Below are 12631 nucleotides of genomic sequence, written 5' to 3' on the forward strand. Positions count from 1 at the left end.
TAAAAAGTGAAACGACACTAAAAGCGAGTATTAAACACAAAAGAGCGATGTGCGCGATGGATCCGGAGTACCTTTTGAAGGTTCTGGGAAGCCTTTATTTACGGGAATTTTCATGATTTTTCCGTGCTGCCAACCGGCAACGCCACGCCAGACTTCTGGGCGGGAGAGCGTACCGCGCTGGACGATAAGTACAGTTCCTCCATCGTCGCCGTCGACGCGGCCTCCGGTCAGGTTCGCTGGCATTTCCAGACCACCCACCACGACCTGTGGGACTTCGACCTGCCTTCCCAGCCGCTGCTGTACGACCTGCCTGACGGTAAGGGCGGCACCACGCCTGTGCTGGTGCAGACCAGCAAGCAGGGCATGATCTTCATGCTTAACCGCGAAACCGGTAAGCCGGTCGCGAAGGTAGAGGAACGCCCTGTCCCGGCGGGTAACGTTGAAGGTGAACGCTATTCCCCGACCCAGCCGTACTCCGTCGGCATGCCGATGATTGGCAACCAGACGCTGACCGAATCCGACATGTGGGGCGCGACGCCTGTCGACCTGCTGCTGTGCCGCATTCAGTTTAAAGAGATGCGTCATCAGGGCGTCTTCACCCCACCGGGTCTCGACCGTTCCCTGCAGTTCCCTGGCTCACTCGGCGGAATGAACTGGGGCAGCGTCTCCGTTGACCCGAACAACAGCCTGATGTTCGTCAACGATATGCGCCTGGGCCTGGCAAACTATATGGTGCCGCGCGCGAACGTGGCGAAAAATGCCAGCGGCATCGAGATGGGGATTGTCCCAATGGACGGCACGCCGTTCGGCGCGATGCGCGAACGCTTCCTGTCGCCGCTGGGTATTCCGTGCCAGAAGCCGCCGTTTGGCACTATGTCAGCCGTTGACCTGAAAACCGGCAAGCTGGTGTGGCAGGTCCCTGTCGGCACGGTGGAAGATACCGGCCCGCTGGGCATTCGTATGCACATGCCAATCCCAATCGGCATGCCCACCCTGGGCGCGTCGCTCTCTACCCAGTCCGGCCTGCTGTTCTTCGCCGGCACCCAGGATTTCTACCTGCGCGCGTTTGATACCGCCACCGGGAAAGAGATCTGGAAAGACCGTCTGCCTGTCGGCAGCCAGTCCGGACCGATGACCTACGTGTCGCCGAAAACCGGTAAGCAGTACATCATCATTAACGCCGGTGGCGCCCGCCAGTCGCCGGATCGCGGTGATTACGTTATCGCGTACGCGTTACCCGATAAGAAATAAGATGTGAAAAAGGGACCGAAAGGTCCCTTTTTTGTAGGTCAGTTTTTGTAGGTCGGGTAAGCGAAGCGCCACCCGACGCGGCTGTCGACTCAGAACGTCTCCCAGTTATCCCCGCTATCTGCTACCGCCGGACGTAGTGCAGCCGGTTTTACCGCTGCGGAGTTCTGCGGTTGAGTGCGCCCCTGTGTCTTGCTGCTCAACCGAAACGCCCCGACCGCCTCGGTCAGACGCGCGCCCTGTTCTTCCAGAGAAGCCGCCGCCGCGGAGGCTTCTTCCACCAGCGAGGCGTTCTGCTGGGTCACTTTATCCATCTCGGAAATCGCCTGGCTCACCTGCACGATACCGCGGCTCTGCTCGTCGGACGCTGCGGCAATCTCCAGCATGATGTCGGTCACGCGTTTAACCGCTTCAACGATTTCATTCATAGTGTTACCGGCGGCGACAACTTCACCGGAACCCTGGTCGATCAGCGAAACGGATTCGTTGATCAGGCTTTCGATCTCTTTTGCGGCATTCGCGCTGCGGCTTGCCAGAGTGCGCACTTCACTTGCCACCACGGCAAATCCGCGCCCCTGCTCGCCCGCCCGCGCCGCTTCTACCGCCGCGTTTAGCGCCAGGATATTGGTCTGGAAGGCAATGCTGTTAATCACGGCGGTGATTTCAGAGATCTTCTTCGAGCTGCTGGAGATATTGCCCATGGTTTTCACCACGCCGGAAACCATCTGACCGCCGCGACTGGCTTTACCGGAGGCATCTTCCGCCAGCTTGCTGGCGTGATGGGCGTTATCGGCGTTCTGCTTCACCGTCGCGGTGAGCTGTTCCATGCTCGCGGCAGTTTGCTCAATGGCTGCGGCCTGCTGCTCGGTACGGGAAGAGAGGTCGGTGTTACCGGCTGAAATCTCGCTGGTGCCGCGGTAGATCTCCTCCGCCCCCTGACGTACGGTGCCTACGGTGTTTTCAAGCGAGTGCTGCATGGTTTGCAGATCGCGCGTCAGGCGACCAATTTCGCTGCGCCCCGCCACGTCGTCCGGCATCGTCAGGTCGCCCTTAGCGATATTCTCGATACGTTTCGCTGCACGCTGCAGCGGATTGATTACCGTGCGGCGCAGCACGACAAAGGTCATCGCCGTCAGCACCAGCGCCAGCGCAAACGCGCCCACCATAAACATCAGGCCCAGCTGCGTGCGGCTGTGCGCCTGCGCCGTTAGCGCATTGGCACGGTCAGTACGGATTTTAATTGCCTTCAGCAGTACGGCGTTGTAAGCGTCGTCCAGCGGACGCGCCGTTTCGTTTTCATGGTTGATAATCGCCTCGAACATGCCGTTTTTGGCGAATTTCACCATCGGCTGCATGCCCGCGATATAGGCGTCATACCGGGTCTTAAGCTCCGCATCCAGCGCTGCGCCCTCGGCGGTACGCACGGCGCGATTCATGTAGGCGGTAAAGCTATCCTGAGACTGCTTAATGCGTGTTTCCGCCTCGCTGATGTTCTGCTTCATCGCATCCATCTCCGCGATTCGGCTTGCCGCACCGGCGTGGATCAGATTAATACGCGCGGTTCGCAGATGGTTTGAGCTGTTCGACAGCCCCATACGCACCTGAATTTCGGATGTGACATCCTGCTGATCGTTATCGGCCTGCAGCAGGAAATACCCTGCCAGACCCGAGCTCAAGGCAAACAGAAGAATAATGCCACCGAGAATGGAGGAAAACAGCGGAACCAGCCTGATGTGATGCAAGAAGCCCAGCTTGCGCTGCGCCAGCATCGAAGTAGTGTTGTCCATGACCGTCGACTCTCTTGTAGGTAAGATGCGTAAAAACACGCCTGTTAAATAGTCATCGGCACGGCAGAGATTTAGATTACGGCTAAAACGCCGCACTGGTCACACTTTCGAGAAGATTATTAAAGAAATGCCAGCGGCTAAAAACCACTGGCAGAAGAGTTACTTGTCGCCGAAATGGATAACGGTACGGATGGATTTTCCTTCGTGCATCAAATCAAACGCCTCGTTAATCTGCTCCAGCGGTAAGCGGTGGGTAATGAACGGATCGAGCTGAATCTTGCCGACCATAGCATCTTCAACCATACCCGGAAGCTGGGTACGCCCCTTCACGCCGCCAAACGCGGAACCGCGCCATACGCGCCCGGTGACCAGCTGGAATGGACGGGTTTTAATTTCCTGGCCCGCTCCCGCCACGCCAATAATGATGCTCTCGCCCCAGCCTTTGTGGCAGCACTCCAGCGCGGAACGCATCACGTTGACGTTGCCGATACACTCGAAGCTGAAGTCCACGCCGCCGTCGGTCATCTCAACGATGACGTCCTGAATCGGCTTCTCGTGATCTTTCGGGTTCACGAAATCGGTTGCGCCCATTTCACCCGCCAGCCTGAATTTCTCCGGGTTGGTGTCGACCGCGATGATACGACCGGCTTTCGCCTGAACCGCACCCTGAATCACCGCCAGACCAATGCCGCCGAGACCGAACACCGCCACGGTATCGCCCTCTTTAACTTTTGCCGTGTTGTGCACCGCGCCGATGCCGGTGGTCACGCCGCAGCCCAGCAGGCAGACTTTGTCTAGCGGAGCCTGCGGGTTCACCTTCGCCAGCGAGATCTCCGCGCAAACGGTGTATTCACTGAAGGTGCTGGTGCCCATGTAGTGATAAACCGGCTCGCCGTTATACGAGAAACGGGTGGTACCGTCCGGCATCAGCCCTTTCCCCTGGGTGGCGCGCACCGCCTGGCAGAGGTTAGTTTTGCCGGATTTACAGAACTTACACTCGCCGCATTCCGCGGTGTACAGCGGGATCACGTGATCCCCTGGCTTCAGGCTGGTCACACCCTCGCCCACTTCCACCACAATCCCGCCGCCTTCATGGCCGAGTACCGCCGGGAAAACGCCTTCAGGATCGTCGCCCGAGAGCGTAAACGCATCGGTATGACATACGCCGGTGTGGGTAATTTTGATCAGCACTTCACCTTTCTTTGGCGGTGCCACGTCAATTTCAACGATTTTGAGCGGCTGGCCGGGGCCAAATGCAACTGCAGCGCGAGATTTCATATGTCTTCCCTTCTTGTCAGGTATGTGGATTTATTTTAGATAAGAGCGCAGTAAATGGCCGACTTCCGCCATGCGTACGGCACGCTGATCCGGCGTGGTTTCCCCCGCTACCAGCTCATCTTTGAGGTGAATTTCAACCATTTCGCCCATCAGGCCATTGGCAGCCCCGCGCACGGCGGCAATTTGCTGCAGGATCGCCAGACAGGGATCGCCCGCCTCCAGCGCGCGTTCAAGGGCATCAACCTGGCCCCGAATGCGCCGGACGCGGGTAAGAATACGTTTTTTATCTTCGGGTGAATGCGGCATACGCCCTCCTGATACTATAGGGGGGTATGGTACATTTATTATTGATATAATGTAAACACTCTGTTTTTATAGTTAACACACATTTTGTTAACGTTACGTATTACTCCGGCAGCGTTATCCCTGAAATCTCAGTACATATATCAATGAGACGATCCTGCAATGCCGCATTGAGAGCCTGTGGATTAGCGGCAATGCGCTTCATGTGGTAGAAATATTTGCCCGTCACATCAGCCGCAGAATCATGGCTGGCTGCGAGCCATGCCTGAGTGAGATGTGCCAGGTCCATATCGTCCGGAGCGTGCGGCCCACCCATTTTTGTCGGCACCCAGCCAGGCTCCAGGCTGTTGATCCGCACGTTACGCCAGCGACGCGCCAGAGCAAAAGCCAGCATAGCGTCATGTAATTTGCTCTCAGCATAGGCGTCAGCACCATTCCAGCGACGTTTTTGCCAGAGAATATCATCCAGGTTTGCCCGGGCATGATGATGCATACCCGAACTCAGATAGACGAGGCGCTGCGGACGTTCAATCAACGCGGTAAGTATGTAAGCCGAGAGCGTGTTGATCGCGAAAACATGCGGCAGCCCGTCGCGGGTCACGCGATACGCTTCGTTGTAGCCAACGGCAGCATTGTGGATGACGGCATCGAAATGCCCCAGTTCGTTGACGCATAAAGCCGTTTCCCTGGCACCGGCAATGGTCTCCAGGTCACCTACAACGACAGCTTCAGCCTGGGGTAAGGTGCGCAGGGCATCTTCAGCACGGTTGGCATTACGCGCGTGCAATACAACCTGATGTCCTTGTTGAACCAGCAGTTCGGCTGCCATCAGGCCGAGGCCTGTAGACGAACCGGAGATGAAAATGCGTGACATATAATTTCTCCAGATTATTAAACCGACAGCAAGGGCTACCGGCTCGGATGTTTATTCAGGATTGCTGCATGCGAGACGCGCTCGCAATCAGCGCCCCCAGCAGCGCACAGACTGCACCAGACAGATATACAGCGGCATAACTAAACTGGCCGGCGATCAGGCCAGCTACAGGCCCGGCGATTCCATAAGCGACATCCAGAAAGGCAACGAATGCGCCCATTGCACTGCCGCGGTTGGCTTGTGGAACGCGTCTTAAGGCTTCAACGCCCAGCGCGGGGAATACCAGCGCACAGCCCAACCCGGTGACCAAAGCGCCGGCAAGCGCCACCCCTTCGTTTGAGCCCAGCCACAACATTGCCTGACCGAGAGCTTCAACCACCAGGGACCATACCGCAACGCGGTAGCCGCCCAGCCGATCTGGCAGATGCCCGAAGGCGAGGCGAACAAAAATAAAACCGAGGCCAAAGGCAGTCATTACCAGTCCAGCGTTCTGCCAGTGATGTGCTGCAAAGTACAATGAGGCAAAAGCGGTAAGCCCGGAAAGCCCGACACCCTGCAGCATCAATCCCAGACCTTCGCGCCAGATGCGCCCTACTACGCGATGGAATGGCAGCCGCGGACCTCCTGGCGATCTATATGATGTAGTACCTAATGCAATCAGCGTGGCCAATAGCGGTGAAGCAATACAGGCAATCATCGCCGTCGCGAGGCTGTAATGCTGATAAAAGGCCATTCCAACAGGAGCACCGATTGAAAGTGCCGCAAACATTGCGATGCCAGTCCACGACATAGACATCCCGGCGCGCTGAGGGCCAACGGAGGCAATTGCCCATGACACGCATCCCGTCACGAACTGGCTTTCGCCAAACCCGGCCATCAGACGCCCTGCGATAACAATGCAAAGTGTCGCTGTGGGTGAAAGGTCCGTTGCTGAAGCGACCAGATAGAGTCCTCCAGCCAGCGCCGAAAGGATCGCGCCCTGAAGCGCGGAGCGTTTGCCGCCCTTCTGGTCGGTAATCCGTCCGGCGTAGCCGCGAGTGAGCACCGTTGCCAGGAACTGGATGCCTATTACCAGTCCCACCACGACGTTGCTAAAGCCGAGATGGCCATGGATGAACAAAGGAATCACCGGCAACGGCAGTCCGACGGCCAGATAGCCAAAAAATAGCGCGGCGATAACGCCCGTTGCCGGGCGGGGAAGAAGCACGGGCAGAGTATTATCCTCCGCTAGCCGCTTTATGACGTGGGCTTCCATCAAATTCTCCTTGATGATACAGGCGTGAGAGAGTTGAACGGCCCGGAGTGTCGGGCCGCTCAGTTATCAAGATGCTGTAAAGAGATCGGCGTGATAGCCGCTGGCTTTGAGCAGGTAATCGCGAGAGCGGATGATATCCGCACTCAGCGACGCCAGATCGATGCCCGTTAATTTGCCCGCACGCTTGCGCAGCTGGCCAGCCACCATCACGGTATCCACATCAGACCGTTCAATCGCCTGCACAACAGTGCCGATCGCGTTGGTCACGGGGAAAACGGCGACGCCGTTAGTACGAATCATGATAATGTCGGCCTGCTTTCCTGGCGTAAGGGTCCCAATCTGGTCCTCAAGTCCGGCCGCTCGCGCACCATTCACAGTTGCCGCCTTAAGGACCGCCTCTGCCGTAATGGGAGATGGCACGTTCTCCTCGCCACGGAAGCGACGGTAGCGCATAGCCGATCGCTGCTGACCGAACAGCGCGTGCATTTCTCCGAACATATCGCTGCCAAACGCAGTATCCAGGTCGATGCCCAGCGCCGGGGTTAAGCCGTTATCAACAGCCTGCTGGTAAGCAAAGGTTTCATCGTCGAAACCAAATAACGCATCCGAACGTGGATTGACCGTGACGTTGACCCGTGCATCGGCCAGCAGCTTCCACGTATCCTGAGGAACTCTTGAGCAGTGATTGAAGATGTTATCCGTGCCCAGTACGCCCGGTCTGGCAAACTCAGGGCCGAGGTTAGCGAGATCGCCGATGAATTCAGTCAGAATGCGCATGTCGAGCTTGCGTGCGATCTCCCACCAGTCAAGATTGAGCTGACCAAACAGACCAACCTGCACAAGGCTGTCATTTGTATTCCAGCCTCGCGACAGTCGCTCCAAATCGGCAGGCAAATGCGCCGATGGAGCTTCTTTATCCATTGCCGCACCAACCATATGTAACGCCCGGATGCCGCTCTCCTTTAGAGCATCTAGTGCTGCATCAGTGTGCTCGGGGCTGCGCGAGTTGTGGCAGGCATCAATAATGGTCGTGATACCAGCGTCCAGTGAGGCAAGTGCCGTGAGCATGGTACTCAGGTACATGTCCAGTGGACGATAGTGTTTGCCCAGTTTCTCTGCGACGACATCAATGTAAGCAAAAAGATCGTCGACGTCCGGCATCATGCGGCGCATAACCCCAAGCCACGCGTGGTGATGGGCATCAATCAGGCCAGGCATAACAATATGATCGGTGGCGTCAATCACATGGGCTTCATCCGCATGCAAATCCGGGCCGACAGCCGCTATCCGGTCGTCCTGCACAAGCACATCGCCCACGGAGAGATTGGGTACGTCAGCATCCAGGGTCAGGATGATGCCGCCTTTAAAAAGTGTGCGCGTCGTTGTCATTTCATGTTCCTCAGGGTTAAGTGGTGCCGTTCGTTGCGCGGTTCGCCAGGACGACGATCGTGAAAATTGCTCTTCGCAACGAATTGGCTGACACAATAGGTTGCGCGCCATCTTTGATAAAGGTAGCTTTATTCAAATTATATTTGCATAAAGTCAAAGGTGAGCGGGAATGAGTTTTGACGGACGGTTACTGTCAGGATTAAGCGTGTTGGCCGCGGTGGTAGAGGCGGGCAGCTTCAGCCGCGCTGGCGAGGTGCTGGGGCTGTCAGCGTCTGGCGTCAGCAGATCGATAGACAGGCTTGAAGAGAGGCTAGGCGTGCGCTTGCTGAACCGGACTACGCGTACCTTGAACCTGACGAATGAAGGTCGGGCTTTGTATGAGCGCGCCGCGCCGCATCTGGAAGGTATCGAAGTTGCAGCGAGCTACGTCTCCGGTGCCGCCGTGGCTGTTCGGGGTACATTAAGGGTCAGTCTTAATCCAATATTTGCCCGACATATTTTGGCGCCGAACCTGCCGCTGTTACGCGAACGTCATCCGGAACTGGAACTGACAGTGGTCCAGCAACCGGACGTCGGGGATTTAGTGACGGAGGGAATAGATGTTGCGGTGCGTTTTGGGCCGCAACTCCCCTCGACTATTACGTCAAAATTGTTGTTAAAGACGCGCGTGCTGACGGTAGCATCACCGGCCTATCTGGAACGGCACGGGCGACCGGGGCATCCTGAAGCGTTGAAGAGTCATGAGTGCATCCAGTTTATCGATCCTCGCCGCGGTAAGCCGTTCGAATGGGAATTCCGCCGTGGTCGGGAAGTTCTGACGGTTGAAACCCGTGGCCATCTCACCACAACCGATGTCGATCTGATGGTTCAGTCCTGCGTAAGTGGCGTTGGCATTGCCCAGGTGCTTTCACTCAGCGTTGAACAGCTGATCGCTGACGGAATGCTGGTCGAAATTTTTCCGGAATGGCCGGGCGAAACCTATCCTCTCTATATCACGCGGCCTTCACGTCGACTTGCTCCCGCCGCAGTCGAAGCCTTTATGGAATTTTGCGCCAGCATTTGCAGCTCCTCCTGAAGCCAGCGCGTTGCGCCCCGCTGGCCGCTGCGTTTATGCGAGTAAATTTTCACTTCAAACGTGCGTATCGAAAACGGTAAAGCAAAAATCCTCAGGTCTGCTGCCGCAACCAGCTTCTCAGCGGCGTAACGAGGGATCGCCATCAGCAGGTCGCTTTCCGCTACGATAAACGGTGCGCTGAGCATTGACGGCGTTTTGATCGCGATTTGCCGGGTATAGCCCAGCTGCTCAAGCCGTACGTCAAGAACGCCCTGCTTCTCATTCCATGGGGTCACCACCAGATGTCGGGCCGCGAGATAATCCTCCAGCGTCAGACGCGTCCGCCGCGCGTTGCTGATGACCACATACTCATCTTCAAACCAGTCGATCTCTTCCAGTTCCGGGTATCGGATATCATCCTGAGTGCTGAAGCCCAGCGCCAGATCCACCTCGCCCGCCAGCAGTTCCGTCAGCGCCGGACTGTGCGGCAGATAGCGCAATTCAAAGCGTAACCCCGGGGCAGTAAGCTGCAGCCTGTGCATCAGAGCCGGAAAAATGCAAAGCGCGGTAAAGTCCGTTATCGCGATCTGCAGGCTCTCCGTACTGCTGGCTGCATCAAACTCCGGCTGCGGGGTCAGTTCATGATTAAGGAACGAGAGTGCGGAAGCAATCGAAGGTGCGAGCTGAGAGGCATAAACGCTGGGGGACATACGATGCCCTTCGCGGAAAAAAAGCGGGTCATTCAGGGTGGCACGCAGGCGCGACAGCGCATGGCTGAGCGCGGATGTGCTCATCGCCAGCTCGTCAGCGGCCAGCCGAACGGAACGGTGGCGGTAGATCGCGTCGAAAACGGGCAGCAGGTTTAAATCAAGCCGTCTCAGGACCGGATGCATAATATTCATCATATGTTGATTTCATTGCACTTAATTCTTCGGACAATACTCCGTATGCTTAACGCCATCAATCAAGACGCACGCTAAAAAGCAGGAAAAACAATGAGCATCACCATTCGTCAGGCACGCCCCGAAGATGCGGCGGCCATTTACGCCATGATTTACGAGCTGGCGGTGTATGAAAAAGCCCCGGAAGAAGTGGTTACCACGCCGGAGGAAATCCGGGAAACGCTCTTTGGCGCAGGCACAAAAACCGAAGCGTTGATCGCGGAGTATGAAGGCAAGATCGCCGGCTATGCCGTGTTCTTCACCAGCTATTCAACCTGGCTTGGCCGCAACGGGATTTATATGGAAGACCTTTACGTTTCCCCGGAATATCGCGGTAAAGGCGCGGGAAGAGCGCTGCTAAAACATATCGCTCAGCTCGCGGTAAAACGGCAGTGTGGCCGCCTCGAATGGAGCGTGCTGGACTGGAACCAGCCCGCCATCGATTTTTATCTGAGCATTGGCGCGCTGCCGCAGTCCGAATGGGTGCGATACCGTCTTGACGGAGAAGCGTTGCTCAAATTTGCCGAATAGCGGCACGTCATACCCGAGAAGATCCCGCCCTGCGGGATCGCTCTTTTCTGCGTCGATCCCGTCTCAACAGATTCTGAATTTATGCTACCCTTCCATAAAATTCATAAACATAGTGCAGAACGCCATGACGACAGCCCCTTTTATCCGCCCTCAACTCACCTTGCCAAACGGCGCTGACAAACTGCTGCTGCACTCCTGCTGCGCCCCCTGCTCGGGTGAAGTGATGGAGGCCATCCAGGCGTCGGGCATTGAGTACACCATTTTCTTCTATAACCCCAATATCCATCCGCAAAAGGAATACCTCATTCGTAAAGAGGAGAATATTCGCTTTGCGGAAAAACACGGCGTGCCGTTTGTTGATGCCGATTACGACACCGATAACTGGTTTGAGCGCGCGAAAGGCATGGAATGGGAACCCGAGCGCGGCGTCCGCTGCACCATGTGCTTTGATATGCGTTTCGAGCGTACGGCGCTCTATGCGGCAGAGAATGGATTCAGCGTCATCAGCAGCTCGCTCGGGATCTCCCGCTGGAAGAACATGCAGCAGATAAACGACTGCGGCCAGCGTGCGGCCGCGCGCTATCCGGGTATGGTTTACTGGGACTATAACTGGCGCAAACAGGGCGGCTCTTCACGCATGATTGAGATCAGCAAGCGGGAACAGTTTTACCAGCAGGAATACTGCGGCTGCGTTTATTCGCTCAGAGACAGTAACCTGCACCGTAAGTCACAGGGCCGCCCGCTGATCCGCATCGGGAAACTGTTTTACGGTCAGGATGACAATGAGAAATAACGGGTTCCGGATATAGAGATATATCCGAAAACCGCCCTTTCAGGTGCCGAATTTAGCCTTGCGTCTCCCGTATCCACAAAGAGCGGCTATCCTTTAATTATCAACAAAAGGAGGCAAAAATGTCTGATTTCGGTACTGATAAAAACACCCAGTTTGCTGAAGATAAAGCAAAAAATAAATTTGATGAACTAGCAGGCTCAGCGCAGCAGCAGTTTGGTGAATTCGTTGATTCACCAAAGCATCAGGTAAAAGGTGCAGTTAAAAAATATGCCGCGCAGGCCAGCGATGCCGTTTCCGATGTAACAGAAGCGGTCAGAAATAATCCCCTCACCGGCCTCGTCGCCGCGGGTGCTGTCGGTATTGTTCTCGGTCTGTTGCTGGGTCGAAAATAACAAAAGCCCCTTCGGGGCTTTATTTTTACCTAACTAAACAATCTTACCATACGGTCTAACTCTTCCTCTTTCACGGCCCGTGATAAATAATACCCCTGAAAATTCTTGACGCCCAGCGCGACTAATTTTTCAAACTTTTCTTCACTATCAACCCCCTCGGCAATACAGTCCGTTCCGGTCATATCGCTATAAAGCTGTATCGCTTTAATCAGGTTATAGTCATTGTCGTTTGCCACAAAATGCTCAACGATGTCCCGATCCAGCTTAAGTCCATCAAAATGCACCTGGCGCACCGGGAACATGGTTTGATGATTTGAGAAGCAGTCATCAAGATACAATCGACACCCCGTATTACGTAAATGCCGCATGGTTTCAGGGATCCTTTTGTCCTTCGTCACGTCAATATCCTCTGCAAATTCAAAGACCAGCTTTTCGGCCCACTGCGGTTTGAGCAGCATATCGATGGCTTTGCGTGCCATATCAGGCAATGCATTCCCGGAAGCCAGGCGAGGCGGGATGTTCACAGAAAAATAATATTTCCCGTTATACTTATTAATACCCGAAACGGCGGCATGGATGACTAACGCTGTTATTTTTAACCATATCTCATTATTTGAAATGTCCGTGAGAAAACTGGCTGGCTTGACAATTTTACCGTTTTTATGGCTTTGTTGAATAAATCGAACTTTTGCTGAGTTGAAGGATCAGATCACGTATCTTCCCGACAACGCAGACCGTTCCGTGGCAAAGCAAAAGTTCAAAATCACCAACTGGCCCACCTACAAT

11 protein-coding genes and 2 pseudogenes are annotated in these 12631 nt (G+C 55.5%); 5 read left to right on the plus strand and 8 right to left on the minus strand.

Annotated elements, in window-relative coordinates; translation table 11 throughout:
* Positions 1–123: 123 nt before the first annotated feature.
* Positions 124–1251: pseudogene (locus tag ACWYRJ_RS19115) on the plus strand (outer membrane protein assembly factor BamB family protein); the annotation flags it as partial.
* 89 nt (positions 1252–1340) lie between these two features.
* On the opposite strand, the gene ACWYRJ_RS19120 reads toward ACWYRJ_RS19115, so the two are convergent.
* From ACWYRJ_RS19120 to ACWYRJ_RS19145, 6 genes are all read right to left on the minus strand, one after another.
* Positions 1341–3035 (minus strand): methyl-accepting chemotaxis protein, encoded by a 1695-nt coding sequence (locus tag ACWYRJ_RS19120; protein WP_127730792.1) that lies wholly within the window; start codon positions 3033–3035, stop codon positions 1341–1343.
* Between the two features lie 159 nt (positions 3036–3194).
* Positions 3195–4313 (minus strand): S-(hydroxymethyl)glutathione dehydrogenase/class III alcohol dehydrogenase, encoded by a 1119-nt coding sequence (locus ACWYRJ_RS19125; protein ID WP_021242543.1) that lies wholly within the window; start codon positions 4311–4313, stop codon positions 3195–3197.
* A 30-nt stretch (positions 4314–4343) separates the two neighbouring features.
* The gene (locus ACWYRJ_RS19130; protein ID WP_111964649.1) at positions 4344–4619 is read right to left on the minus strand and encodes a metal/formaldehyde-sensitive transcriptional repressor; all 276 of its coding nucleotides are present in this window, start codon (positions 4617–4619) and stop codon (positions 4344–4346) included.
* Positions 4620–4719: 100 nt separating this feature from the next.
* Positions 4720–5490, minus strand: coding sequence for an SDR family NAD(P)-dependent oxidoreductase (locus ACWYRJ_RS19135; protein ID WP_223582216.1), 771 nt, complete (start codon positions 5488–5490; stop codon positions 4720–4722).
* Between the two features lie 55 nt (positions 5491–5545).
* Positions 5546–6697, minus strand: coding sequence for an arabinose transporter (locus ACWYRJ_RS19140; protein ID WP_455508439.1), 1152 nt, complete (start codon positions 6695–6697; stop codon positions 5546–5548).
* Between the two features lie 114 nt (positions 6698–6811).
* Positions 6812–8134 carry an amidohydrolase family protein gene (locus tag ACWYRJ_RS19145; protein ID WP_149366865.1) on the minus strand — a complete coding sequence of 441 codons (1323 nt, stop codon included), beginning with the start codon at positions 8132–8134 and terminating at the stop codon, positions 6812–6814.
* 169 nt (positions 8135–8303) lie between these two features.
* On the opposite strand from ACWYRJ_RS19145, the gene ACWYRJ_RS19150 reads away from it, so the two are divergent.
* Positions 8304–9209, plus strand: coding sequence for a LysR family transcriptional regulator (locus ACWYRJ_RS19150; protein WP_111964653.1), 906 nt, complete (start codon positions 8304–8306; stop codon positions 9207–9209).
* On the opposite strand, the gene ACWYRJ_RS19155 is transcribed toward ACWYRJ_RS19150, so the two are convergent.
* Positions 9122–10093: a LysR family transcriptional regulator gene (locus ACWYRJ_RS19155; RefSeq protein WP_455508440.1), complete on the minus strand. Its 972-nt coding sequence runs from the start codon at positions 10091–10093 to the stop codon at positions 9122–9124. The genes ACWYRJ_RS19150 and ACWYRJ_RS19155 overlap by 88 nt on opposite strands.
* Positions 10094–10183: 90 nt before the next feature.
* Here ACWYRJ_RS19155 and ACWYRJ_RS19160 point away from each other — a divergent pair, with 90 nt between their 5' ends.
* From ACWYRJ_RS19160 to ACWYRJ_RS19170, 3 genes are all read left to right on the plus strand, one after another.
* Positions 10184–10660 (plus strand): N-acetyltransferase family protein, encoded by a 477-nt coding sequence (locus tag ACWYRJ_RS19160; RefSeq protein WP_455508441.1) that lies wholly within the window; start codon positions 10184–10186, stop codon positions 10658–10660.
* A gap of 124 nt (positions 10661–10784) precedes the next feature.
* On the plus strand, positions 10785–11453 hold the full coding sequence (locus ACWYRJ_RS19165) for an epoxyqueuosine reductase QueH (RefSeq protein ID WP_008502293.1): 669 nt from the start codon (positions 10785–10787) through the stop codon (positions 11451–11453).
* Between the two features lie 119 nt (positions 11454–11572).
* Positions 11573–11845 carry a DUF883 family protein gene (locus ACWYRJ_RS19170; protein WP_455508442.1) on the plus strand — a complete coding sequence of 91 codons (273 nt, stop codon included), beginning with the start codon at positions 11573–11575 and terminating at the stop codon, positions 11843–11845.
* Between the two features lie 29 nt (positions 11846–11874).
* Here the strand turns inward: ACWYRJ_RS19170 and ACWYRJ_RS19175 are convergent.
* Positions 11875–12510: pseudogene (locus ACWYRJ_RS19175) on the minus strand (EAL domain-containing protein); the annotation flags it as partial.
* Positions 12511–12631: the final 121 nt, after the last annotated feature.

Source organism: Enterobacter sp. (assembly GCF_977039595.1).